Annotated in this window: 30 protein-coding genes; all 30 read left to right on the plus strand. The window is 40.1% G+C overall.

Translation table 11 applies throughout. The features are described 5' to 3' along the window. The first annotated feature begins 85 nt into the window (after positions 1 to 85). The 30 genes from ACS18Q_RS17395 to ACS18Q_RS17540 all read left to right on the plus strand — a co-directional run bounded on the left by ACS18Q_RS17395 (position 86) and on the right by ACS18Q_RS17540 (position 25485). Positions 86 to 1426 (plus strand): DUF6602 domain-containing protein, encoded by a 1341-nt coding sequence (locus ACS18Q_RS17395; protein WP_140147868.1) that lies wholly within the window; start codon positions 86 to 88, stop codon positions 1424 to 1426. A 602-nt stretch (positions 1427 to 2028) separates the two neighbouring features. Further along, positions 2029 to 2952, plus strand: a complete 924-nt coding sequence (locus ACS18Q_RS17400) for a hypothetical protein (protein WP_441258100.1) — start codon at positions 2029 to 2031, stop codon at positions 2950 to 2952. Between the two features lie 561 nt (positions 2953 to 3513). Further along, complete coding sequence (locus ACS18Q_RS17405; RefSeq protein ID WP_441258101.1) at positions 3514 to 4320, plus strand: DUF5677 domain-containing protein; 807 nt, start codon at positions 3514 to 3516, stop codon at positions 4318 to 4320. A 144-nt stretch (positions 4321 to 4464) separates the two neighbouring features. After that, positions 4465 to 4995 (plus strand): orotate phosphoribosyltransferase, encoded by a 531-nt coding sequence (gene pyrE / locus ACS18Q_RS17410; protein ID WP_140250807.1) that lies wholly within the window; start codon positions 4465 to 4467, stop codon positions 4993 to 4995. Positions 4996 to 5137: 142 nt separating this feature from the next. After that, positions 5138 to 5992, plus strand: coding sequence for a DUF2971 domain-containing protein (locus tag ACS18Q_RS17415; RefSeq protein ID WP_441258102.1), 855 nt, complete (start codon positions 5138 to 5140; stop codon positions 5990 to 5992). Positions 5993 to 6121: 129 nt separating this feature from the next. Then, positions 6122 to 6673 carry a hypothetical protein gene (locus ACS18Q_RS17420; protein ID WP_441258103.1) on the plus strand — a complete coding sequence of 184 codons (552 nt, stop codon included), beginning with the start codon at positions 6122 to 6124 and terminating at the stop codon, positions 6671 to 6673. 579 nt (positions 6674 to 7252) lie between these two features. Next, a complete protein-coding gene (locus tag ACS18Q_RS17425) occupies positions 7253 to 7672 on the plus strand; it encodes a GFA family protein (protein ID WP_238809296.1) in 420 nt (139 codons plus the stop codon). Between the two features lie 161 nt (positions 7673 to 7833). Beyond that, positions 7834 to 8466 carry a hypothetical protein gene (locus tag ACS18Q_RS17430; protein WP_021448823.1) on the plus strand — a complete coding sequence of 211 codons (633 nt, stop codon included), beginning with the start codon at positions 7834 to 7836 and terminating at the stop codon, positions 8464 to 8466. A 3-nt stretch (positions 8467 to 8469) separates the two neighbouring features. Next, entirely contained in the window at positions 8470 to 9177 is a 708-nt protein-coding gene (locus ACS18Q_RS17435; protein ID WP_021448822.1) for a PIN domain-containing protein, read from the plus strand. A 146-nt stretch (positions 9178 to 9323) separates the two neighbouring features. After that, the gene (locus ACS18Q_RS17440) at positions 9324 to 9821 is read left to right on the plus strand and encodes a hypothetical protein (RefSeq protein WP_441258104.1); all 498 of its coding nucleotides are present in this window, start codon (positions 9324 to 9326) and stop codon (positions 9819 to 9821) included. A 155-nt stretch (positions 9822 to 9976) separates the two neighbouring features. Continuing rightward, positions 9977 to 10477, plus strand: a complete 501-nt coding sequence (locus ACS18Q_RS17445) for a hypothetical protein (RefSeq protein WP_441258105.1) — start codon at positions 9977 to 9979, stop codon at positions 10475 to 10477. 146 nt (positions 10478 to 10623) lie between these two features. After that, a complete protein-coding gene (locus tag ACS18Q_RS17450; protein WP_025555140.1) occupies positions 10624 to 10977 on the plus strand; it encodes a glyoxalase/bleomycin resistance/dioxygenase family protein in 354 nt (117 codons plus the stop codon). A 565-nt stretch (positions 10978 to 11542) separates the two neighbouring features. Beyond that, a complete protein-coding gene (locus ACS18Q_RS17455; RefSeq protein ID WP_441258106.1) occupies positions 11543 to 12268 on the plus strand; it encodes a hypothetical protein in 726 nt (241 codons plus the stop codon). A gap of 548 nt (positions 12269 to 12816) precedes the next feature. Next, the gene (locus ACS18Q_RS17460; protein ID WP_441258107.1) at positions 12817 to 13089 is read left to right on the plus strand and encodes a hypothetical protein; all 273 of its coding nucleotides are present in this window, start codon (positions 12817 to 12819) and stop codon (positions 13087 to 13089) included. Positions 13090 to 13259: 170 nt separating this feature from the next. Next, entirely contained in the window at positions 13260 to 13685 is a 426-nt protein-coding gene (locus ACS18Q_RS17465) for a bifunctional diaminohydroxyphosphoribosylaminopyrimidine deaminase/5-amino-6-(5-phosphoribosylamino)uracil reductase RibD (protein ID WP_441258108.1), read from the plus strand. A 573-nt stretch (positions 13686 to 14258) separates the two neighbouring features. Continuing rightward, on the plus strand, positions 14259 to 14447 hold the full coding sequence (locus ACS18Q_RS17470) for a hypothetical protein (protein WP_441258109.1): 189 nt from the start codon (positions 14259 to 14261) through the stop codon (positions 14445 to 14447). Beyond that, on the plus strand, positions 14447 to 15286 hold the full coding sequence (locus tag ACS18Q_RS17475; protein WP_441258110.1) for an LPO_1073/Vpar_1526 family protein: 840 nt from the start codon (positions 14447 to 14449) through the stop codon (positions 15284 to 15286). Before ACS18Q_RS17470 ends, ACS18Q_RS17475 begins: the two co-directional genes overlap by 1 nt. 150 nt (positions 15287 to 15436) lie before the next feature. Next, the gene (locus tag ACS18Q_RS17480; RefSeq protein ID WP_441258111.1) at positions 15437 to 17002 is read left to right on the plus strand and encodes an endonuclease NucS domain-containing protein; all 1566 of its coding nucleotides are present in this window, start codon (positions 15437 to 15439) and stop codon (positions 17000 to 17002) included. A gap of 119 nt (positions 17003 to 17121) precedes the next feature. Then, a complete protein-coding gene (locus tag ACS18Q_RS17485) occupies positions 17122 to 17463 on the plus strand; it encodes an SH3 domain-containing protein (RefSeq protein ID WP_069509599.1) in 342 nt (113 codons plus the stop codon). Between the two features lie 146 nt (positions 17464 to 17609). Further along, positions 17610 to 18035, plus strand: coding sequence for a hypothetical protein (locus ACS18Q_RS17490; RefSeq protein WP_031856367.1), 426 nt, complete (start codon positions 17610 to 17612; stop codon positions 18033 to 18035). Positions 18036 to 18181: 146 nt separating this feature from the next. Continuing rightward, the gene (locus tag ACS18Q_RS17495; protein ID WP_206981329.1) at positions 18182 to 19087 is read left to right on the plus strand and encodes an AbiTii domain-containing protein; all 906 of its coding nucleotides are present in this window, start codon (positions 18182 to 18184) and stop codon (positions 19085 to 19087) included. A 518-nt stretch (positions 19088 to 19605) separates the two neighbouring features. Beyond that, positions 19606 to 20061, plus strand: coding sequence for a GNAT family N-acetyltransferase (locus ACS18Q_RS17500; protein ID WP_441258091.1), 456 nt, complete (start codon positions 19606 to 19608; stop codon positions 20059 to 20061). Positions 20062 to 20700: 639 nt separating this feature from the next. Beyond that, on the plus strand, positions 20701 to 21174 hold the full coding sequence (locus tag ACS18Q_RS17505; RefSeq protein ID WP_140150224.1) for a GNAT family N-acetyltransferase: 474 nt from the start codon (positions 20701 to 20703) through the stop codon (positions 21172 to 21174). 112 nt (positions 21175 to 21286) lie between these two features. Beyond that, positions 21287 to 21721 (plus strand): hypothetical protein, encoded by a 435-nt coding sequence (locus tag ACS18Q_RS17510; protein WP_287591786.1) that lies wholly within the window; start codon positions 21287 to 21289, stop codon positions 21719 to 21721. Then, positions 21718 to 22080 carry a hypothetical protein gene (locus tag ACS18Q_RS17515; RefSeq protein WP_287591788.1) on the plus strand — a complete coding sequence of 121 codons (363 nt, stop codon included), beginning with the start codon at positions 21718 to 21720 and terminating at the stop codon, positions 22078 to 22080. The genes ACS18Q_RS17510 and ACS18Q_RS17515 overlap by 4 nt, the downstream gene beginning before the upstream one ends. Before the next feature lie 511 nt (positions 22081 to 22591). Beyond that, positions 22592 to 23017 carry an N-acetyltransferase gene (locus tag ACS18Q_RS17520; RefSeq protein ID WP_158141991.1) on the plus strand — a complete coding sequence of 142 codons (426 nt, stop codon included), beginning with the start codon at positions 22592 to 22594 and terminating at the stop codon, positions 23015 to 23017. Between the two features lie 135 nt (positions 23018 to 23152). Next, on the plus strand, positions 23153 to 23890 hold the full coding sequence (locus ACS18Q_RS17525) for an SDR family NAD(P)-dependent oxidoreductase (RefSeq protein ID WP_441258112.1): 738 nt from the start codon (positions 23153 to 23155) through the stop codon (positions 23888 to 23890). 236 nt (positions 23891 to 24126) lie between these two features. Next, positions 24127 to 24483 (plus strand): DUF6404 family protein, encoded by a 357-nt coding sequence (locus ACS18Q_RS17530; RefSeq protein WP_038152052.1) that lies wholly within the window; start codon positions 24127 to 24129, stop codon positions 24481 to 24483. A gap of 91 nt (positions 24484 to 24574) precedes the next feature. Next, complete coding sequence (locus ACS18Q_RS17535; RefSeq protein WP_055466952.1) at positions 24575 to 24790, plus strand: DUF6434 domain-containing protein; 216 nt, start codon at positions 24575 to 24577, stop codon at positions 24788 to 24790. Positions 24791 to 24963: 173 nt separating this feature from the next. Continuing rightward, positions 24964 to 25485: a GNAT family N-acetyltransferase gene (locus ACS18Q_RS17540; protein ID WP_441258113.1), complete on the plus strand. Its 522-nt coding sequence runs from the start codon at positions 24964 to 24966 to the stop codon at positions 25483 to 25485. Positions 25486 to 25537 lie beyond the last annotated feature (52 nt).

Consider the following 25537-nt stretch of genomic DNA (forward strand, 5'->3'; position numbering starts at 1 on the left):
TATTAGACGGAAGTATTTTGGGGTAACTACTATTCGAGCAGTGGTTCGATCTAAGCGTAATAAGATAATAACGAGAAAGAAAAAAATGGCTGTTCCACAAAGAAGTAATGTAGCAAGTCTATCGGACATTTTGTTAGATATTATTAAGGTAGAAAATGCGAAATATGAAGAGTTTGACTACAATCACAACCCAACTTTGGGTGATATGTATGAGTCGCTAACTGAGCATGTAGTAAAACGGATGTTGCCACCTAACCTAGATTTAAAGATGGTTGGTGGATTTATTTATGACGATAATGGGTACAAGTCAGGTGAAATTGACAGAATGCTAGTCCATGGTGAGGGACGTCAATTTGGGTTCACTGGAAAGTATGAGTACCACATTAAAGATGTACTGGTCGTTTTTGAAGTTAAGAAAACTTTAAACAAAGATGCATTTGAAGATGCGTATCAACATTTGTCTGGGATTACTAGTTCATATTCACAATACTTCGAAAATCATTTAGAAAATGGTGGTAGTATAAATATTGATTATGCTGCTCGTTCATTTGCTCAGTTGACAGGCAAGCCGGCACCTAGTCAGTACTCTGACATTCACTCGATGACTGATGAAGATGCGCTTATCTTTTACACATTGGTTCAAGATACATATTCACCAATTAAAATAATCCATGGTTACAATGGCTATAAGACAGAAAGTGGCCTAAGAAACGTATTTTTGAATTACTTGGAAGACAAACTTAAAGTTCCTGGTTTTGGGGTTCCATACATGCCAAACCTTGTTACTAGTGATAGCTTTTCACTAGCAAAAACGACCGGTATGCCCTTTAAAGCGCCAAGATTTGACGATGGTTTTTGGCCAGTTGTTTGCTCTAGTAGAGATAATGTTGTGTATCTGATGATTGAGGTGATTTGGACCAAAATATCGATCTATTACAATCTAGCTATGCCTTGGGGAGATGACATGGATGCAGATGTTATGGTGAATTTGCTGTCAGGAAAGCTAGTAAAAGACCAAGCTTCTGGTATGTCAGGATGGCAATACTCATCTTTAGACTTAAAGGAAAGTGAACTACGTGACGTGGAAAGGCTAGTACCTTGGGAGCCAGTAATTGTCGATGACTTATTTCACAGCGTCATCCTACAGATAGGAATGTTTGGATACATTGATTCTAATGGAGGCTATGTAGAAGAGCTCAGTACAAGAGCAGGTTTAACATTAGATGATTTTAAGAAAAATTTGGTCGGTACAAATCTAGTTACTATTGACCAATCGGGGAACATACAGTTCATATGGCCAACTCTAATTGTCGCCGATTTAGGCAACAACACTTATGCAATATCGCACGAACGTGGGAAGTTAGAATTGTGGTGTGACAGAAACGATGTTGAAGCCACCTTTTCTTCTTTTATTCGTGTGTCGTAAACACCATATAACAAGCAATTTAAGATGGATTCACAACGCTTGGCACTTTTGCTTCTACTCCAGTTTTAGTGTTTATGGCACAACGCTTTAGGTTTGGGTGGAGGCGTTGTTCACCCCTTAATTGGGCGTTATGTAGCTTTATCAATCTTGGTGTTTATATCTAGTTGTCTTTGGCCAACGGTGCGTAGACGGTTAGGTTGGCGCAAAGTGTGGCGAGCATTATGTTATCGAAACGTCTGTGTGCAATGTCGGTTCCGTTCGTTAGTCTTTCTCTACACAAAAGCGATATTTGGCGCTGGCCGATTTGAATCCACAGGCGCTGGCCGTTTTGCCTGTCCAATTTCGTGAACCACTTCAGGTAATTTGGCTGTGGTAAGATTTGTTGCTTGTTCGGCCTTTCTTGGGTGGTAAATTGAATCCGAAAGGCAGACTACATAACAAAGCGTTCAAGCGGGACTCATGCCGCGTGGCATTTTTGGTGTGCGGTGATTTTTTGTGGTGAAAGTGGTTTGCGGACACTTGGTTTATGCGGCATTCACCCCTTAACGCGGCGTTATGTGCTAGGTCACAATGTATTATAATTAATGAGATAGATAAACCACATGCTTAATTGGTTAAAACTAAACCCTAATTTGGGATTGGATAAACAGCCATTATTTTGGATATCAGTGCTACTGCCTCTTGCGATAGCTGTAGGTTTAGGATTGCCTATTTGGCTAAATTATACACTCGAGTTTTCAGAGGCTGCGTACGTGAGGTTTATGGATATAAGCCGGTTGCCTCTTGCCGTAAGTACTTTATCAATCCCATTAGGTGTACTGATTGGCAGAATTCATGGTACGAAACAAACATCTTTACAGATAGAGAAAGCGAATCTTCAACTTGAAAAATCTCAGCAGCAGTTAGAGCTGACATATAGTGAAAATAGGAAGAAAAATTACCTTGATCACTATGCGCATTTTAAAGAGTTTGTCATCAATATTGACGCTAGTATTTCTGTAGATCGTTTATATCGCCAAATATTTCCCTCTGCCTCATTAACAAATGGAAACCTAGAAGTAGAAAAAGAATACTTCAGTGAATTGTTGTCAAACCTTAGTCGGTCTGTAGGGTTATATAGAAGATTGCGAGAAACAACATTTGAACTATATGACGATGGAGTGCGTGAACTTGCACCGGATGTGCAGCGGGAGTCAGAAGAGCTTGCTATGCAAGTAAACCTAATGTGTATGCTCACCTTTGTTCAAATGTCTGCAATTGATAAATGGGACCAACTAGATTGCAGTGACAAAGCAAAGTCAATAGATTCAAACATTATTTCAACTTTTAGTTATTTACATGCAGCTAATAATGGGCATATGAAAGCAATTAGTCTTCTGTCTAATCTTCTTTTGTTTGTCAATACTCATCACTCAGTTTCTTTTGAATCATGCACTGAGTTTATTGATAAGCTTATCCGTGAAGAAGAAAGCAAAATAATAGATTTTGATGTAGAACATTCAGGTGAGATTTTTGGTTACACTTAATTTTTTGGATTCAAAGCACATAACAAGTTGTTCAAGTGGACGCTAGAGGTGTGGTCGTTTGGATTTGGAAGTTCGGTGGGCTTTGTGAGTTGGTCGAAAGCGCCACTTAACAAGGCGTTATGTAGCTTTATAAATTTTGGTGTTTATATCTAGTTGTCTTAGGCAAATGGTTCGCGGATAGTTCATCTATCGCAAGGTGTGGCGAGCATTATGCTATCGAAACGTCTGTGTGCAATGTCGGTTCCGTTCGTTAGGTTCTTCCTACACAAAAGCGATATTTTTCGCTGGTCGATTTGAATCCACGGACGCTGGTCTTTTTGTCTGTCAAATTCCGTGAACCACTTCAGGTAATTTGGTTGCGGCAAGATTCGCTGCTTTTTCAGCTTTTCTTGGGTGGTAAATTAAAGCTGAAAGGTCAGCTACATAACAAAGCGTTCAAGCGGGACTTGGCACGCGTGGCATTTTGGGTTTGCAGTTTGTTTAGTGATTAAGGCGTAATGCGGTCACGTTTGTAGTGTGTGCCTGCGCCCCTTAACGCGGCGTTAGGCATCAGGAAGTGATATGGACCAATACAGAACGATTGAAGAATATAACGATGTTAAAGATGCTCTGGTAACTATGTGCGGTATGCTACTTTTTGAATTCGCAAAAGAACCTGATCTAAGTATCAAAGATACAATGTTGCGTAACTTTCTTGCCAAAACATCTATGAGTTTGAAGGGCATTTTTGCTTTATGGGAAATCGAAAATTATCAAGATTGTTGGGCTATTTATAGAGCACAAATGGACCGGTTTTTTCATTTAGAGCACATTGCTAAACACGATGAATTTGAGTTATTTGATGATTGGTCTATATACAGGCAATTTCAAGCGCACAACTTAGCAAAAAGTGACAAGAGATTTCCAATTGAGCAAACATCCCAAGTGTACTATTTTAATGACAATTTTGCTGCAAAGGTTAAGTCTGTACAAAAAGCAAAACCTAAATGGAATCGCCCGAAGGCAGAAAGTGTTGCAAAGGAAATCGGAATGGATTTCTTATATAAATTTGGTTATGACCTTGCATCTATGCATGTTCATCCGATGTCAAACGACGGGCAACAAGATTTTTTCACTATTACCGGAATTGAATCCGCAGATAAATTCCCCTCACAAATCGCCGTAATTCACAATTCTATTTTGACAACAACAATGATTGCTCAAAATGTATTCAACTATAGTTCATTTCAATGGCGTGCTGTTCTTTATGATTTTATCGACCACATTAGGGATGCTATTTGTACAGGTGACAAAGAGTATATGTTGACGTATATGAAAATTGTAAAATTCAAACAAGATAGTCAGAGTTTAGCGGTAAAAAATGCCTAACAAACTGTTCAAGAGTGATTCGCAACGCGTGGCATTTTCGGTACGCGTTGCGTTTAGTGTTTAAGGTGGTATGCGGCGGCATGGGTATTGCATTGCTCACACCTTAACATGGCGTTATAACTTATCAACAAGTATGGAGGAAAAATGAACAGGGAAGAGTTGGCTAAAGAAATCTATAATATTTCAAACATTAGAGGCGAGTTTCTACTTCGTTCTGGAGTAACAGCAACAGAGTATTTTGATAAATACCTATTTGAAGCAAATCCGAGAGTATTACGTTCAATAGCGCAGCATCTATCAGCATTGTTACCACAAAAGTTCGATCAACTAGCGGGCCTCGAAATGGGTGGTATCCCAATTGCTACAGCACTTTCGCTTGCTACTGACAATCAAGTGTTGTTTGTTCGAAAAGAAGCTAAATCATATGGTACTTGTAAGTTAGCAGAAGGCGGCGACATTAATGGCAAAGAAGTTGTCATCGTCGAAGATGTTGTTACATCAGGTGGTGCAATTATTGACGCTGTCAAAGCACTTCGCGAGCTAGGAGCGCTGGTAAACCATGTAATATGCGTAATCGACCGAGAAGGTTCAGGGCGATCTAACTTGGAGTCTCTAGGTTTAAACTTTCTCCCGCTTTTCTCAAAGTCAGAGTTAGAGCGAGCAGCTAAGTTATAACAAAGCGTTTAAGAGGGACTTGGCACGCGTGGCATTTTCAATTTGCGGTAAGTTTAGTGGTTAAAGTGTGATGCGGTCACTTTTGTATTGCGTGCCTGCGCCCCTTAACGCGGCGTTAGTTTCTAAAATTGGTACTAAGATTATGGATTCCGATAAGTTTAATAATATAAACTTTGTATATAGGTTCTTTGGAAAAGAGAGACATAACCTTACTGGGTTTAAAGAAGAGTATTTATGGTGTAGTAGACTAGAAGCCTTTAATGATCCATTTGAGAATGTAATTTCAAAGGAAGACTTTGATTTTAAAAATTTCTCCCTTGAGGAAATTAAGGCATTTCTAGAATCCAACCCGCAGATTACATATCGAGATGAAAATAGCAAACAAGAAGCTGATGTTTCATGTTTAGACTTAAGCAAATTGTTAGATAGCCAAATTGAAAACGTATGCAATGACTTGAACGAAGTAACAGTATCAAGTGCAAATACTATTCAAACGTCTAAGTTTCATTGCTTATCGCATGATGCATGCGATCCCAAGCCACTGGATAATCGCTTGCTTTGGTCGCACTATGCAAGTGGTTTGCGAGGTTTTGTAATAGAGTTTGAACTTGACCTGCTATTGAATTCAATGAGTTATGAAAATGGGGATAATTTCTTTGGTTGTCATTTAATTGATTATATGAATACTGACTTTGAAACATTTATTAAGTCAACTATTAAGGATAGATCGACGTTGACGCTTAATGACTTTCTATTTACTAAACATGTTGATTGGGAGTACGAAAATGAATTGCGCCTGATCTCACGTGAAAACAAGCTTAACTACAGCAAGTCGTGTATAAATAGAATTATAGCTGGTGAAAAAATGAGCCTAGGAAATAAAGTCAGGCTTCATAAGATAGCAAAGTCTAAAGGGTTGGACGATAGGCTATTTACTGCATCTATCAGGAGAAGTGATTTCTCGATACAACTTACCCCGTGCAAGCTAAAAAACTAACAATCGCTTCAACCTGACTGCCAACCTATGGCATTTTGGTTCGGTTTGGCTTTTGTGATTACGTTGGTCCGTTTGAGTGCAGTACAGTTGGCAGCAAGTTAAGCGGGCGTTAGCACGAACGAGGAAATAATGAGTTTTCAGACATTTATTAAATCAACCAAAGCGATAATTTCACTTGGAGCATCTACAAATGCTTCTTGTAGAAAAGAAATAATCGACGTAGTCGGTAAATTGAGCGAAGAATTAGTTAGGGCACTGGATTTAGCTGATTCATATCTCGTGGGTGCAAAGTTTTCAATCGACGATAATGAGCTTGCTAGATACTTGGCTGATCTTGATGGTACTCTTATGAATAGTTTCAAAGAACATCATATATGTGCGGGGTTATATCATCTAGCTGACAAATTTGATCAGGTATTTGATCCGACAAGGTTTTCAGTTTCACTATCAAATTACCAAGAGTTGCCCGACCTTATAAATGAACTAAAAAATGGCGAGCAAGTGATCATTGATGACTTGCAAGATTTATCTCACGAATTGAGAAATTACTCTAATGATATTAAGTCTCTCGCTTCCTCTCGTGATGATGTATTGAATGCCGTTGAGTATCATCGAGTTCAATTATCTAAGTACAAAAACCAAGTTAAGACGCAAAGTAGAAATATAATCAAGAAACTTTGAGGTCTCGTGCTAACAAGTTGCTTAAGAGTGATTCGCAACGCATGGCATTTTTACTATGCGTTGGATCATGTGTTTAAGGTGTATGCAGAGGCTTGCTCGTTGCGTTGCTCACACCTTAGCAAAGCGTTATATAGCTTTATAAATTTGGTGTTTATATCCAGTTGTCTTTGGCCAACGGCGCGTGGACGGTTCGGTTGGCACAAGGTGTGGCAAGCATTATGTTATCGAAACTTCTGTGTGCAATGTCGGTTCCGTTCGTTAGGTTTCTCTACGTAAAAGCGATCTTTGTCGCTGGTCGATTTGAATCCACGAGCGCTGGACGTTTTGTCTGTCCAAGTTCGTGAACCACTTCAGGTAATTTGCTTGCGGCAACATTCACTACTTGTTCGGCTTTTCTTAGGTGGTAAATTGAAGCTGAAAGGCGGGCTATATAACAAAGCGTTCAAGCGGGACTTGGCACGCGTGGCATTCTTGGTTTGCAGTTTGTTTAGTGATTAAGGCGTAATGCGGTCACGTTTGTAGTGCGTGCCAACGCCCCTTAACGCGGCGTTATGTGTAATCGAAAGAAAGGAGGCTTTTATGACGAATAAACATCGAGGTTCATGCCTTTGTGGTAGTGTGAAGTATGAGCTTTTAGGTGAGTTCCAGTCTTTCTTTTTATGCCATTGTACTCGTTGCCAAAAGGGTACAGGCTCGGCTCATGGTGCAAATTTGTTTGCTAAAGCTGGCACCTTAACTTGGTTAAACGGTGAAAGTGATGTCAGAACGTATAAGCATCCAAATTCATTTCATGCAAAAAGTTTTTGTTCAAAATGCGGGTCTGCAATCCCAACGTTTGCAGAAAGTATTAACAGCGTAATGGTTCCGGCTGGTAGCCTCGATAGTCCAGTTCCAATTCCGCCTACTGCTAAAATCTTTGTTGGTAGTAGCGCTAAATGGTCTATGAAATTGTGTGATGTACCTAGTTACGAAAGGCTTCCAGAACAAGCTAAGAGCTAAACACATAACAAAGCGTTCAAGCGGGACTCATGCCGCGTGGCATTTTTGGTTTGCGGTGAGTTTTGGTGGTGAAAGTGGTCTGCGGAAGGTTGGTTTATGCGGCATTCACCCCTTAACGCGGCGTTATGCCTTTTGTGGAATTATTAACATTTGGAGTGAAAATGGAAACATTTAAAGATGTCTTTATAAAATTAGGAGATAAATCAATAGTAGAATTTATCTCAAAATTGACAGATAGAACTCAAACCTATTGGAGTCGCTCATATGAAAGTGAAGAAAACTCAAAATATTTAGGGGAAATTGCTTTTAGCTTTAAAAGAGCCGGTGATACCGCCTTGCCTGATGCTGGGTTGAGTATTTTCCAGAAAAATGAAAATACTTGGTATATCCCTAACGTAGTACCTTTAGAAAAAGGGCAGTTAAGCTATAAAGAATATAATGAAATAATTACTGATTTTTATGATTCATGTTTAAAACCAGTAGCTATCGAATTCGATATTGATATTGAGATAACCTCTGATTCGTTAACAGTAGAAGATGTTGTTGGGAAGAACGCTGGAAATTTACTTGAGAGTTTCTCGTTATTAGCAAACAAATCGACAGGAAGCTCACATCCTTGCGATCAGAATAGATGGTTTGCATTTATTGTTGAAACATGTAAAAAAAATCAGTACGTAAATTCATCTGATCTAATTCGTGTGTTATGTAAGCAAGGTTGGAGCGAGAGTTCAGCACAAAAGTTGGTTATAGAATATGAATTCGCAAGAGACTTAATCAAGTACATGGAGCAATGATTCATGTATTTATCAATAACCCAAATCGTCACTGAACTGTTAAAAGACGAACATCCAGTGTTCTTCTTTGATACATGTTCCATACTAGATATTTTAAACTCTCTTCACTTGCAGGGGCTGTCCGACTCCTACGCAAGCAATATGCTAGATCTCATGAAAATTGATGGGGCTTCATGTTGGTTAGTATCTTGCCAGAATGTTCAAGAAGAATGGCAGGATAATATTGAGGTTGTTCTTTCAACTATGGACAAAGAAATCAGAAAGTTAGATCGTAGTGTAAGTTCAACGATTAATGTTACTAACTTAGTTTTAAGCACTAATTACTCTTTACCACCAAAGTTTGCATCTCTTGATTTATCGACGAAAGTAAAATCTTTGTCAGAGAGCTTTCTAAATTCTTGTCGCTGTATTGAAAGGACTAATGATCATACTCTTAAAGCAATGCAACGGGTTCGTAAACTAGAAGCTCCTGCTCGAAAAGGCAAACTTGAGCCAAAAGACTGTGAAATAGTCGAGTGCTTTTTAGAACTATCTAAGGAGTTAAGAGCTCAAGGGTTTAATGACAAAATTATATTTGTTACAGCAAACAAAGATGACTTTGGAACATATAACAACTTGAAGGCACCACTTGATACCCAATTTTCAGTGCATCAAGCATCATTGATAAATAGTATTGAACATGTACTTGCGATAGCAAAGGGACAGGCATAACAAACAATTTAAGAGTGATTCAGCACGCTTGGCATTTTTGGTTTGGCTTTAGTTCAGTGTTTACGGTGGTTAAATGAAGTTCTGTGGTCGCGTGCTTCACACCTTAATTGGGCGTTAGCCTTACATATTAAAACTTGGAGTACATAATGGATTTAGTCGCAATACAGGGAGCAATATCTAGCTTAAAAACGGCAGTAGAGATATCCAAGAGTATCTCAGAAATGAAGTCAGAAGCCGATATACAAAATAAAGTAATCGCTCTCCAAACAGCTCTACTAGAAGCTCAAAGTAATGCTCTGTCGGCAACTGCTGCACAGTTTGAATTACAGGAAAGAATTCGTGAGTTGGAAGGACAGTTACAAGATAAAGGTGACTGGAATCAAACTAAAAACAAATATGTTCTTGTAGCTCCTTGGCGAATTCCATCACAGGTTTACGCTCTAAAACAATCCGAATCGGATGGTGAGCCTGCACACTTCGCCTGTGCTAATTGCTTCTCAAATGGGAAAAAATCGATTCTGAACGCTGTTCAAGGTAGTAGCTTTATCCAATATGTGTGCCCATCTTGCAACGCAAAGTCTGATACAGGGTACAGAGGCATTGGCTCTCCAGAATATGCAGAGTCCTATGCGAATGAAGGCTAACAAAGCATTTAAGAGTGATTCCCAACGCTTGGTAGTTTTCTTTACGTCGTTGGGTTTTGTGTTTACGGTGGTATGGTTAGTTTTAGTGGGAGCGTTGCTCACACCTTAATGCGGCGTTAGCTTTCAAACTCGTTTGTAGTACTAACGAGGCAAATTTGAAGTGGTATTTGTTGGGTGTCAGTGGTGCTTTATTCTCATCGCTGTCGATTTCGGCAAGTGAAAATATACATAGTGTAAATTTTGATCTGTCGTTTTTTTGGGTGACAAAAACCTGTGAAATCACTACAAGCCAAGTGGATGAAATCTCAGATCCTAAGTTGCTTAGTCAGACTCAATCTGGAATAAAATATTTCTCAAAAATTCTCAATCCTACCGTCGCTTGGAAATCAGGTGATACTTATATAACAAATTGTATCGCTGAGTTACCGAATACAATAATCAATAGTGAGTTTGTTGCGTGTTACTCACGTGAGGCACCTATTCGAAAATATGATAAATCAATGTTGCTAAATGCTGAGTTTATCGATGAGTTTTGTTATTCGGAACCGAGTAAGGGTGGCTATTACTTTGAGTATAGAATTGAAACTGACAATGAACAGATTGCCATTGACGCATCTGAACGTGGTCGTTGCAGATATACCTGTATTGTTAAGTAAAGAAAGCTAACAAACAATTTAAGAGGGATTCCCAACGTTTGGCATTTTTGCTTCTACTTCAATTTTAGTGGTTACGGCACAATGCTTTAGGCTGGGTGGTAGCGTTGCTCACCCCTTAATTGGGCGTTAGGTGACAGGAGGAAAACTTGAAACCAATTGCGATTCTTATCCATGTCCCAAATGTCGAAAAGGGACTTGCTTGGTATCAAAATGCGTTTCCTTCTGCGAAACCCATTTACCATCCAGATTCTGACTTTACAGTGCTTGAACTTGAAGGTTTTTCAATCGAAATAGTTCAAGCTGATTCGAAGGTTGGGGTAGGCAAAAGTGGAACAGTTTTATACTGGTCGGTAGTCGAACTTGAGACGTCACTGCAACATTTCCAATCTCTAGGGGCTAAACTTTATCGCGGCCCAATGGCTATTGAAAACGGCTTAGTCATGTGCCAATTGGAAGACCCGTTTGGTAACTTAATTGGCCTACGTAGCACAGTCACCTAACAAAGCGTTCAAGACGGATTCACAACGCTTGGCAGTTTTGGTTTGAATCAGCTTTAGTGTTTACGGCACAATAGTTTAGGTTAAGTGGTCGCGTTGTTCACCACTTAACGCGGCGTTATGTAGCTTTATAAATATTGGGGTTTATATCCAGTTGTCTTAGGCAAATGGTTCGCGGATACTTCATCTATCGCAAGGTGTGGCGAGCATTATGTTATCGAAACTTCTGTGTGCAATGTCGGTTCCGTTCGTTAGGTTCTCCCTACACAAAAGCGATCTTTGTCGCTGGTCGATTTGAATCCACAGACGCTGGTCTTTTTGTCTGTCCAATTTCGTGAACCACTTCAGGTAATTTGGGCGCGGCAAGATTCGCTGCTTGTTCAGCTTTTCTTGGGTGGTAAATTGAAGCTGAAAAGTAGGCTACATAACAAAGCGTTCAAGCGGGACTCATGCCGCGTGGCATTTTTGGTTTGCGGTGAGCTTTGGTGGTGAAAGTGGTCTGCGGAAACTTGGTATGTGCGGCATTCGCCCCTTAACGCGGCGTTAGGTTTAGTTCAAAGGATTGTTAATGAACAAGGTATTTGGAGTTATTTCTTTAGCAGTGGTGGTGTCATTCTTTTTTTTAGTAAGTGTTGCTGGTGAAAACAGTCGTGCAGACGAGATTATAGGTGAATTATTTATCAAGCTTAAGAATGAAGACTTCTCAAGTGAATGCATTAAGGTTGTTGCTGGTAACGACCCAAACTTCGATTCACAGTGTGATCAAGATATGTTTGTTTTCACTGTTAGCTTGCTGAAAAGATTTGATTTACTTGACGGTGGCAACTTTTCCATCAATCTCAAAAAAGAAAATTACTGGTTCCCTTTTACCAATAATCAAGGGATAAGGGTTAGCTTAAACCTGTCACAGACTGAGAAAAGTAGTTTTTTTAAGCTATTAAATGACTTCGACTATGTAACAGATCTATTTGTGATCAAACGGACAGGTTTTAAGTGGCAGATAGATTCAATTACTATAAATGAACCCGAGCTAGCGAAAATTTTCATCGACACTAAGAAGCAAATCGATTTCAAAAAATACCTTGTCCAGTTAGATTCTGGCTACCAGCTAAATGAAATAATCATACATGAAGGGGAATTTACTGATATAGACCGGTTATTACTTAAATTCAGCGTAGAAAAACTACTCAAGTACTTCGAGTCCCAAAAACCTAACAAACTGCTTAAGAGGGATTCGCAATGCGTGGCATTTTCAGCATGCGGTGAGTTTCGTGACTACGATGGTATGCGGTAGCTTTTGCAGTGCATTGCTCACCCCTTAGCAGGGCGTTATGTAGCTTTATAAATTTTGGTGATTATATCCAGGTGTCTTTGGCAAAAGGTGCGCGGATAGTTCATCTATCGTAAGGTATGGCGAGCATTATGTTATCGAAACGTCTGCGTGTAATGTCAGTTCCATTCGTTAGGTTCTCCCTACACAAAAGCGATCTTTGTCGCTGGTTGGTTTGAATCCACGGACGCTGGCCGTTTTGCCTACTCAATTTCGTGAACCACTTTGGGTAATTTGGTCACAACAAGATTTGCTGTTTGTTCGGCTTTTTTGGGGTGGTAAATTGAATCTGAAAGGCAGGCTACATAACAAAGCGTTCAAGCGGGACTCATGCCGCGCGACATTTTTGGTTTGCAGTGATTCTAGTGGTAAAAGCGGTTTGCGGAAGGTTAGTTTATACGGCATTCACCCCTTAACGCGGCGTTATGTGCATGAGCCAAGCTTGATTAAACGATATGTGAATCTATAAGTCTCTGTTTTTATGAATTAATCACGATCATACAGGAAGTGAAATGGACAACTTATTTGAAAGTGTATGGCTTAACTTCGGTGTTTCTCTTCTGATAGCACTTTCAGTGGGCTTTGCCATTGAAGTGTTTTTAAAAAAGGTGTTAAAGCCGAAAGGCTTGTGGTGGGTGTTTATACTGCTCTTTTCAGCATGCATTTTTTTAGTTGCTTCTACTTTGAGTTCCAATGAAAACTTTTTCTATTGGTTTATTTCATCGGCCAAGTGGGCGTTGGCAGGCATTGCAGGTCTTTCGATAGCAAAACTGAGAGAAAGTTAGCGTAAACGTCGCCGATATGCACATAACAAAGCGTTTAAGACGGATTCACAACGCTTGGTATTTTTAGTTTGAATCGGCTTTAGTGTTTACGGCACAATGGGTTAGGTTGGGTGGTTGCGTTGTTCACCACTTAACGCGGCGTTATATGTCCGAAGGAGGAATACGGAAAAATGTCGGAAAAATATATGCTTAGAGCGCTGGAATTATCTAGGAAAGCATTACCTGATTGTGTTCCCAACCCGCCAGTTGGCTGTGTCTTAGTCAAAGATAGCCTCGTGATCTCTGAAGGCTTTACACAAGCTATAGGTGGAAACCATGCAGAAGTTGAAGCACTAAATGGTTACGAAGGTTCAATGGACGGTGTAACAGCTTATGTGACTTTAGAGCCTTGCTCTTTTGTTGGTAGAACTCCGGCTTGTGCAAATACGTTGGTAAAGGCGGGCATAAAGCATGTCGTTGTGTCATTGCTTGACCCCGATGAGCGAAATAGTGGTAAGGGTATTGCTATTCTTGAGCAATCGGGCGTTAAGGTCGATGTGGGTCTCTGCCAAGAGCAAGTTAGTGGTTTCTTAACGCAATATTTGGGTAAGTCGTAAAGGCATATAACAAAGCGTTTAAGACGGATTCACAACGCTTGGCATTTTTAGTTCGAATCAGCTTTAGTGATTATGGCACAATGGTTTAGGTTCAGTGGTCGCGTTGTTCACCACTTAACGCGGCGTTATGTAACTCTATGAATTTTAGTGTTTATATCCAGTTGTCTCTGGCAAATGGTTCGCGGATAGTTCATCTATCGCAAGGTGTGGCGAGCATTATGTTATCGAAACGTCTGCGTGCAATGTCGGTTCTGTTCGTTAGGTTTTCCCTACACAAAAGCGATCTTTGTCGCTGGTCGATTTGAATCCAAGGGCGCTGGACGTTTTGTCTGTCCAAATTCGTGAACCACTTCAGGTAATTTGGTTGCGGCAAGATTCGCTGCTTGTTCAGCTTTTCTTGGGTGGTAAATTAAATCCGAAAGACAGGCTACATAATAAAGCGTTCAAGCGGGACTCATGCCGCGTGGCATTTTTGGTTTGCGGTGAGTTTTGGTGGTGAAAGTGGTCTGCGGAAGGTTGGTTTGTGCAGCATTCACCCCTTAACGCGGCGTTAGCACTCAAGGAGTAATAAATATGATCGAGTTTTTACAAAATAACTATGAGTGGGTCTTTTCTGGCATAGGTTCGAGTATTTTATTTTGGTTTATTGGCTACAAGCAGGGTTATAGCAAAGCTCTTACCCAGAAAATGAAAGTGGGTGATGGTAGTACAGGTATACAAGTCGGTGGCGACATGAATGGAAATATAGGACAAAATAAATAATGTTTGAAAAACAGAAACTAGATGTTGGAGAAAACTCCTCAGCTATTCAAGCCGGTGGTAATGTAACCATTACCCCTTATCAAGAATTGCGAGCAATCTTCTTGGACTTGTTTGAACTTAATTTTCCTAGAATCCAACAAGAAGCGAAAGAGATCGCCGATAGTCGTGTTGAAGCGATGCTCAATCAGCTAAAAAATTCGTTTGAAAAACATAAGGCTGATATTGACCCTAGTAAGTTTTCAGAACCAGCTATGCAGTATGAAATGCAAGCGATGGCTGTTGATGTAGCAAGAAAAGGGGAAAAAAGCAACGTTGATTTATTGTGCGAGTTGTTCTGCACAATGATGGCTAAAGATTGCCCTGAGTTAATTGAACTGATTGCTGCGGAAGCAAGACGGATTTTGCCAAATTTGTCTCAAAAACATGTTAGTTATTTGAGCTTAGAGGTGTTAGTTAATGAAGTTGCTTTTAACGTGAACAACTTGAATGTTATAAACCAAACGCTTACTCAAACTCTGAATCATATTAGCGATTGTTCTCAAATAACTTCGGGAGATTTACAATATATTTCGGTTTCTGGTGCTATAAATACAAGACAAATTAGGCACGTGGGGGTAACTCCTTCATTTTTAAAAGATGTTGTTGAACTGAAAGGCAAAGATGGTAGACAGTTAATTAGTTATGCAAAGGACAATAATTACCATGGTATAGCTCAGCTACAAGAACTGATAGATAAATGTGGAATTGGTCAATTCCATCTGACTGCTGTAGGTAGATTGATTGGCTGGCTTAACCTATCGAAGTTCTCTCAAGTCGATATAAAACAACTCTTCAAATAGAGTGCTAACAAACAATTTAAGAGTGATTCCCCACGCTTGGCATTTTTCGTTTGGGTCTAGTTTAGTGTTTACGGCGCTCAATTTTAGTGTCGTGGTAGCGTGGCTCACACCTTAATTGGGCGTTATATCACATCGTGGCTAGGAAATATCATGAAGATAAAAGAATCAGAAATAAGAGAAAACATAGCAGAATATATAAAAACCCTTGATCCCAACTTAAAAGTTGTGGCGCAGGAGCATTACATAAAAATGCCGAATGGTCGAACTGCTTATGTTGATATATTAGCGAAAGATGAGTTTGGTTGTTTTACTCTAATTGAATTGAAAAAAAGTGATCAGACGGCTAGATCTGCTATTCAACAGTTAATGAAGTATGCAAACATGCTTAAAAACAAGAATAGATTAGAAGAAAGTCAAATTCGATGTGTAGTAATCTCAACCGTTTGGCGAGAACTTGAAGAAGCATTTGATGAATACTCACGGGTTTCTCAATATGAATTTAAAGGCTATAGTATAGTGTACAAGCCTAATGAAGAACCTATATTTCAACAAATTGTCCCTAAATATAATAGTGGTGATCTAAGCCCTTTAAAAAACTTTATTTTCTTTGAGTTCAGTGAACAGAATGAACGTGATAAAGCATATGCTGATTTTACGTCAACATTGGAATCATTACCTTCTTGTAATAGTGTTATTATAAAAATGGACTACACGGGTGGTGATAATAATATTATCCACCCATATGGGTTCTCTTGGTCTATGTTTACGACTGATACCGATAGGTTATATAACGAAATATCTTCACTGCCAGTAAGGGAGCTAAATGACAATCACTTCGATATTGAAGGTATATTGAACTTATGGCAATTGGATGGAGCTGAGTATGAATTAAGAAGTAAAATTTTGCTCGAACAAGTTAGATTGAACTATGGTGTTGGTGAATATACAGGTCTTGCATTACATAGTTTAAATAACACCTTAAGTACATGGAACCATGGTGAGCCTTTAGGCGTTGGAGACATGTTTTCAGATGCTTTATTTGATAGTGATGATATGCTATCGATGGCGTGTGGTTTTACAGGTGATCACCCTTACGGGTTTAACATTAAGACTACGCCATGTAGAGAGTATCAGTTTAATATGGTTAGGAAAAAGCTTAATAAATTTTTATCTGCCAACTATCGATGGTGCAACCAAGTAGACTATATATTAAATACGTTACGAACAAAGGATGTCGCGGATATTAATGTATATAATCCTTTGAATTTTTTTGGCTTAATGTATGACCTTAAAAAACACTCATCTTCTCAAAGGATTCCATATCTTATCATCACAATCGACCGCGAAAATGGCGATAAAGAAGTTTACCAAGGCTTATTGGCTTGGACAGATAAAGAGAGAAATCCTAATAGCGCTAAAGAGGCTGTAATTACAGCCTATGATAGCATCGACAGTTTAAAAGCTCGAATGATATCTCAAGAACTAAATGATTATGATGAGAAATTATCTGAATCATATGGTTTAACGTATGAAGTGGTTACAGAAAAAAATAACACTTTATATAGAATTCAGAATGATGAAAATTCAGGGTACATGGAAATTATTGGCTCTATTAGTACTTTAAATGACTTTGTTAGGGATAATGACAACCTTATTGAAGAGGTTGATTACTTACTTAATAAAGATCCCAGTTCAAATGTAAAAATTACATTTTAGTGCATGTGATATAACAAAGCATTTAAGAGTGATTCGCAACGCTTGGCATTTTCGCTTCGCTCAAGTATAGCCAAGCGTCGCTCACACCTTAATGCGGCGTTATGTACTTTGGAGAAAATATGGAAGTAGTAGCTACTGAAAAACACGTCTCAGAATATCCTAATCCGTTTTATCTAAAACAAGGTGATAAAGTAGCTCTTGGTGCAATTGACGACGAGTTTCCCAATTGGATCTTTATAACCAGTAGCGAAGGGGGGCGGGGTTGGGCTCCAGTTCAATATATCGAAAAGATTGAAGGAATCTCAGAAGGTATTTTGCTTAAAGACTATGACAATGTTGAGCTCAATACAGTCATTGGTGAAAAGCTGTTAGTGCTGTTTGAACTCAATGAGTGGTATCGAGTTTCGAGGTCAACGGGTGAAATTGGTTGGGTACCAGTGCGCTTGGTACAACGTACATAACAAATTGTTCAAGAGGGATTCGCAACGCGTGGCATTTTCACAATGCGTTTGTTTTAGTGTTTAAGGTGGTATGCGGAAGCTTGTGTATTGCGTTGCTCACCCCTTAACGCGGCGTTATGTGCTATCGATAAAAGGAGGTATTGAGTATGAACTCATCTTTAAGTGTGCCAACTGACAACCCGTATAAGTTAATGGCAATTGTTGGTGCTGTTGTTTTCGTATTCAGTCTTTATTTCTTACTTAGCCAAACTTACACATACAACGATATTGTCTTCCAAGCAGCTGAGAAAATTTCGATTATTGAAGCTCAAGATGACTTGCCCGACAGTGTTAAAGAAGACCGTATTGCTATTGAAAATCGGAAAATTGAGATTGTGAGTAAAGATAGGAAATATTTTCCTTATCTTTGTGGCGTGATCGCAGCATTGGGTGGGCTGCTTTGTGGTATTGGGTTCCGGCACTGGATACTTGAAGTTTATCCAGACGAAGAAGCAATGCGAAAAGAGCAGTTGAAAAGTTTACGTTTAGCCAATAGGGCAGCATCAAGAGTTAAGCTGGGAAAACGCACATAACAAAGCATTTAAGAGGGATTCACAACGCTTGGCAGTTTTGGTTTGAACCGGCTTTAGTGTTTACGGCACAATGGCTTAGTTTGGGTGGAATGCGTTGTTCACCCCTTAATGCGGCGTTATGCATTAAATTTAAATTTGGTAGGTGTATGAAATTAATTCAAGAAATTATTGATTTATTAAGTTCTAGTGAAAGAAACTTAAATGTTGCCCTATTAAAGACAAAAGTATTACTTCATCAACTGGGTGAAAGAGAGCTTTCTGAATGGGTAGATAGTGAATTAAAAGGATATAAAGAGCGAAATTTATTACCTGAATATCGAGTACTTCATCTTACCGTAAAAGGAAATGTAACCAATGGGGTATATCGGTATACAAATCAACAAATTCCACTTATGCACTTGGATGAAAAAATTCGAAAAAGGTTAGAAACTAAGTATTTAATGGATAGTATCGCAGTGATTGAACAATATGCATTGCAGTCGGATTTAGGAGTTACAATAGCACCTGAATTTTGTTCCCTATTATCTAAAGGGTTAGATTCCAGTTATGGTGTTGAAAGTGCGTGGGGAGTTCATTCTGCAGGCGCAATGACTCAGGTTTTAACAGAAGTTACGTCTCGGTTATTAGATTTTGTATTGGAACTATCTGAAAAATTTCCGAATGACATGAACTTAGATGAAATGAAAATGAGAGCAAAAGAGGTTGGTGTGTCGGATCTATTTAATAATGCAGTTTTTGGTGACAACGCGACTATTGTTGTTGGTGATTCTAATACTCAGAATGTCAGAAATAATGTTAAAAAAAATGACTTCGACTCACTAGTCAGGGTATTAAAGCACCATAAAGTGAGTGAGAGTGACATAATTTCTCTGCAAAATGCTATAGAAGACGATCGTGAAAGTGTTGAAATTCAATCAGGTTCGTTTGGTAAGTCTGTTTCGAATTGGATCGGTGGAATGGTAACTAAAGCAGCGTCTACGGCATGGGATATTAATATTGGAATCGCTGGTAGTTTACTTGCTACAGCAATTGGTAAGTACTATGGATTTTAATGCATAACAAGGCGAAGCAATTGACAAAATATATGTCACGAATTTTGGTTCCCAAAATATAGCGCCATATATTTTGCAACTGTTCTAAGCGTTATGTAGCTTTATAAATTTTGGTGTTTATATTCAGTTGTCTTTAGCAAATGGTTCGCGGATAGTTCATCTATCGCAAGGTATGGCACGCATTATGTTGTCGAAACGTCTGTGTGCAATGTCGATTCCGTTCGTTAGGTTTTCTCTACGCAAAAGCGATCTCTGTCGCTGGCCGATTTGAATCCACGGACGCTGACATTTTTGTCTACCCAATTTCGTGAACCACTTCAGGCAATTTGGCTGCGGCAAGATTCGCTGCTTGTTCAGTTTTTCTTGGGTGGTAAGTTGAATCTGAAAGGTAGGCTACATAACAAAGCGTTCAAGCGGGACTTGGCACGCGTGGCATTTTTGGTTTGCAGTTTGTTTAGTGATTAAGGCGTAATGCGGTCACGTTTGTAGTGCGTGCCAGTGCCCCTTAACGCGGCGTTATGAGGCATATGGATATTCAATTAATACAAATAGAAAGTGATGAGTTTGAAAGTCTATTTTCTGTTGTGAAACAGGGGATTTATTCGCATGTCGATGCCGTCTTTGGTTGGTGTGACGAGTTTCAGGCCAATCGTTTAAAAAGTGACTATGAGCCGCATTGGTTTCATTGGGTTTATCTCAATAACACACAAGTTGGAATGCTATGCTTCAAGCCTTACGACAATGCATTTCATGTACATTTACTTATTGTGTTTCCAGAATTTCAAAATCAAAAACTGGGTGAAAGGGTCATGAATATGGTTCAAGAAATAGCGCGAGAGCAAGGGCGTAGTTACGTAACCTTATCAAGCTTTACTCGAAATGAGTCAGCGGTAAGGTTTTATAAATCTCTTGGATATGAGGTGACTGAAAGCGATGAAAACTTCCTTTCTCTGTCGCTTCGAGTTGACTCATAACAAAGCGTTTAAGGCAGATTCGCAACGCGTGGCATTCTCAGTTTAAACTGGCTTTTGTGTTTAAAGTGCAGTGGTTTGGGTCAGGTGGTAGCGTTGCTCACTACTTAACGCGGCGTTATGTAGCTTTATAAATATTGGTGTTTATATCCAGTTGCCTTTGGCAAATGGTTCGCAGACAGTTCATCTATCGCAAGGTGTGGCGAGCATTATGTTATCGAAACGTCTGCGTGCAATGTCGATTCCGTTCGTTAGATTTCTCTGCGTAAAAGCGATCTTTGTCGCTGGTAGATTTGACTCCAAGAGCGCTGGCCGTTTTTCCTGCCCAATTTCGTGAACCATTTCAGGTAATTTGGCTGCGGCAAGATTCGCTGCTTGTTCAGCTTTTCTTGGGTGGTTAAATTGAAGCTGAAAGGCAGGCTACATAACAAAGCGTTCAAGCGGGACTCATGCCGCGCGGCATTTTTGGTTTGCAATGTGTTTTGGTGGTGAAAGTGGTCTGCGGAAACTTGGTATGTGCGGCATTCACCCCTTAACGCGGCGTTAGGCATCAATATGCGATTCACTTGTATCTGGTTGTTCTCTGAAAAACAAAGCCAAGGTAGTATGATGAACAAAGTTCGTTAATCATGGGAATACATGATGAATATAGTGAAAGTAAACAATACCAATGCTCATGTTTATGCCAACCTTTACCAAGCGTATGGTGCTGAATTCTCTAGAATCATAGATGATAAGCCTGATGAGAATGGGCTGTTCGAGATTTATCCTCAGCTAAATGGAACAGTCACAGGCTACTTACTCTACATTGATGGACTTCCTGCTGCTTTGACAGCAATAGACGAGAAGTTAACAAAAGAATTCGAAATCTGCGATTTTTATGTTTTACCTTGCTTCCGCAAAAACAAAGTGGGTAAACATTTCATTTTCAGTTTGTTTGAACAACTCGGTGGTTCATGGGAAATCAAGCAGGTCGCTGGTGCCGATCATGCTATCAGTTTCTGGCGTGATGTAGTTGGGGATTACACGTCTGAAAACTATATTGAAGATGTATATGAAGACCACAAGTGGGGGACAGTGACAAGGCAATGTTTCTCGCACGATAAAAATGCCTAACAAAGCATTTAAGAGTGATTCGCAACGCTTGGCAGTTTCGCTTCGCTCAAGTATAGCCAAGCGCCGCTCACACCTTAATGCGGCGTTACAACCACACAATAAGAGAGCCACGATGAATAGCGATCAAGATTTAGAGCCACAAGAAGATGCTCCATCCGCAGGAGGGGATGAAAGTGGTTCTCTTAAAGGTAGTAAGAGACGCAGCTTTACAAAATTAAGGCGAGAGCTCGAAGAAGAGGAGCTGAACTCCCCCGCGGTTCAGAAGCTACTGATCGATGAGATAGAAAGACTTGAAAGAGAAAATATTGACTTGGTCAATTATCAGGATAAGTATTATCAAGTAGACAAAGCTAAGGCAGTTCTTGACCAAAAGCTGAAAACTAGCATTTCACAAGAAATAATATCTGGTGTCTGCATGACGGTTGGAGCAGCATCACTAGGCTACGCTCCTACATTATGGGCTCACCAACCTTCAGGCTGGATTGCGATTATTTTTGGTGGTGTGCTTATTGTAGGCGGCATCATCGCTAAGGCGGTGAAGTCATGAAAATTAAAATACAGTCTATTGCAGACAAAGGTATTTACGAAAAAGAACGATTAGTTATGAAAGTTATTGCGGACTGCGATGTAGGCGACTTTCTCCTTTTGAGGGCTGGCTATCGTGAAGGTTCTGTTACTACTGGTGTTCATAATACATTCTGGTTCCCAGATGAATACGTTGAGGCCGGAGATTTAGTTGTCGTTTATTCGAAATCTGGAAAACAGAATACGAAGCAGCTGAATAGTGGCAAAACTGCTCACTTTTTCTACTGGGGTAGAGATGCCGCGTTATGGAATACCAAATCCAAAGCTCCAGTTTTAATGCACTGTCCGGAATGGGAGAGTGCTGACCCAGAAGAGTTGTAACAAGGCAAGCAAGAAGGACGCGCTAACGCGCGCCTCTTCTTGCGGCGTTATGTAGCTTTCTCAATCTTGGTGTTTATATCTAGTAGTCTTTGGCCAACGGCGCGTGGACGGTTCGGTTGCGCAAGGTGTGGCAAGCATTATGTTATCGAAACCTCTGTGTGCAATGTCGGTTCCGTTCGTTACGTTTTCCCTACACAAAAGCGATCTTTGTCTCTGGTAGATTTGAATCCCAGGGAGCTGGTCTTTTTGTCTACCCAATTTCGTGAACCACTTCAGGTAATTTGGCTGCGGCAAGATTCGCTGTTTGTTCGGCTTTTCTTGGGTGGTAAATTGAAGCTGAAAGACAGGCTACATAACAAAGCGTTCAAGCGGGACTCATGCCGCGTGGCATTTTTGGTATGCGTTGAGTTTTTGTGGTGAAAGCGGTCTGCGAAAGGTTAGTTTGTACGGCATTTACCCGTTAATTGGGCGTTATATTGCCCCGATAAATTCGGCTATTTAGAGCTTTAAAATGATAAGAAAGTACAACGAAAATGACATGGATTCAGTTCTTGAAATTTGGCTTAGTGCGTCAGTTCAAGCTCACGATTTCATCTCGCCTGAGTTCTGGGAATCTCAAGTAGAAAACATGCGTAATATCTACATTCCAGCTTCAGAAACCTACGTTTACGAAGTTGAGTCGAAAGTAGTCGGCTTTTACGCACTATATGAAAATAGCCTAGCTGCTATATTTGTCTCTCCTGAGCTTCAAGGCAAAGGCATTGGTAAGCAACTATTGAGTCATGCTAAAACTCAGAGGGCTGAATTGAGTCTCGCTGTATACAAGGAAAATCAGGCTAGTTATCAATTCTATTTGTCTCAAGGTTTCAAAGTCTTGAGCGAGCAATTGGATGAGCACACTGGACATCCAGAATACACAATGAGTTCGGGCATATAACAAACAGTTCAAGAGGAATTCACAACGTGTGGCATTTTTACTATGCGTTGAATTTAGTGGTCAAGGTGTTATTACGCGCCTCCCCCCTTAACGCGGCGTTAGCTGTCAGTCAGTAAAACAAGAAAGGAGTCTAAAGTGAAAGTAGCATTGGTCACAGGAGGCTCTAGAGGTATAGGGCTGAAAGCTGTTCTGCGATTCGTGGACTTGGGCTATCAAGTGATAACCTGCTCTCGTGCTGAACAGTCATGGATGGAGTCTGTGCATGAATTTCCACAATTAAGCGTTGTGGACTATCAAATTGTAGATATTTCCTCAGAATCTGAGCTTGAAAAGCTATTCGACCATATCAAGAATCAATACGGCTTTTTGGATATCGCGGTGAATAATGCGTCACCGGCTTTGGTATCCGGTGGTCAATTTAAAGAAGTTGACGTTTCTTCTTTACAGGAAACATTGAATGTCGATTTTTGGTCTCATGCCTTGTGCTTAAGGCATGAGTTAAAACTGATGAATGCGGGTTCCGCCATTGTTAACGTCAGCTCTGTGAATGGCCTAAGACCGACACCGAATGCCTCAATGTACAGCGCGTCCAAGCACGCGCTTGAAGGGTTAACCCGTTCTGTTGCTTTAGAATGTATTGGCTCTGGAGTTCGTATTAATGCGGTAGCTCCAGGCGTGACATGGACACCACGATGGGAAAGCAAGCAATTGGACTCACCAAACATTCGCAGTGAAGTTTCAGAGGTGGTACCTATCAAACGCTTTGGTCATGCAGACGAAATCGTTAATGCCATTGAGTTTCTGGTCTCAGACAAAGCCAGCTACATCGTTGGCCACACGCTTGTGGTTGATGGTGGGCTATCCTTGGCATAAAACGAAACGGCTAACAAAGCGTTCAAGCGGGATTGCAACGCTCGGCGTTTTCGGTTTGATTCAGCTTTAGTGATTACGGCAAATGATTTAGGTTGGGTGGTCTGCGATGCTCATTACTTAACGCGCGTTATGGCGCAGTCAGGTTTTGAAGTCAGTCGCAGCACTTCAATCATCATTCTCGATAAATTTTGATAACGCCATAGAATTCCAACTAGCGTATGCATAGTGAGGCGAAGATGGAAAAGGCTGAATTCATTCAAAAACACCTAATTGAAAAGGGTGTCCCAGCAGATTTAACTAAGCCAACAGCGTTTATTTGGTCTAGGTATAAAGACCCTTCCCAAAAGCCTCTAGTTTTTCAATCTCCTGCAAAAATACTCATTACATATGGTTTATTTATGGGGTTATTATGGGGAGCTTTGATGTGGGTATTTTTTTGGCATTCAGAGCCAAATAATTGGGTAGCGTATCTTGTTTCAGCATCTCTATTTGGTCTTTGTATGGGATATATCAACGTATTTCGCACCATGAAGGCTCGAAAGCTTTTGGGCGAAACAAACTGGGAAAATTGGTGTCAGCAACACTACAGGTAAAGTGCCATAACAAAGCGTTCAGCGGAAGGTAGCTTTATACGGAATTCCCCCCCCCTTAACGCGGCGTTATACCAAATGGAGAAATCAGACTATGGCAAAGGTTGATTGGCATAAAAATGACATTGATGACGATACAGTCATTACAGATAGTTACAAGACAACTCAAAACGTTCGTCGTTATTTTAAATCTAAATTTGGTGAGCAATTTAAATTCGACCGAGATTTCATGCAATGGATGAAAAGTTCGGTGGGTTTAACAATGAGTGACGCTTGCCATGAGTGGATGAGGAGACAACATTCAAAGTAGGTCGTGTGAAATTTTGTATAACAAACTGTTCAAGCAGATTCGGTACGCGTGGCATTTTGGGTTTGCAGTTTGTTGAGTGGTTAAGGCGTAATGCAGTCACATTTGTATTGCGTTGCTCACCCCTTATGCGGGTGTTAGTTTGCTACCAAGAATCAAGAGGTTTAGTGTAAGAAATGAAAGTAAGTATTAGACCTGCAAGAGAAAATGAGCTGGATTTTATCCATGCTTTGGTTATCTCAAATGACGAATGGACTAAGTTCAATGGTCCTTATTTTCCATACTCACATCCATCCTTAGAACAGTTTGAAAACGCTTCATTTCAGCGTCTTTTATCGGGCTTAGATTCGCAATTGATTACAGTCGATGATATTCCAGTGGGAATGGTTAGTTGTTACTGGGAATGTGAAGAAACTCGTTGGCTTGAAGCTGGTGTTATTCTTTACGATAAAGAGTATTGGGGTAAAGGCATTGCTGCGTTAGCGATTCCGTTGTGGGTTTCGTATCTGTTCAAAAGTAAGGAAATTGAAAGGGTTGGTTTTACGACTTGGTCGGGTAATCCTCGAATGATGTCATTAGCTTTAAAATTAGGCTTTCAGCAAGAAGCTAGGCTACGAAAAGTCCGCTATTACAATGGCGAGTATTATGATTCCGTCAAATATGGAGTGTTACGTTCTGAGTGGTTAGAACGCAACTAACAAAGCATTCAAGAGGGATTCACAACGCTCGGTGTTGTCAGTTTGAATTAGC

The organism is Vibrio sp. Vf1514 (assembly GCF_052076135.1).
In the GTDB taxonomy this organism is placed as follows: Bacteria; Pseudomonadota; Gammaproteobacteria; order Enterobacterales; family Vibrionaceae; genus Vibrio; species Vibrio furnissii.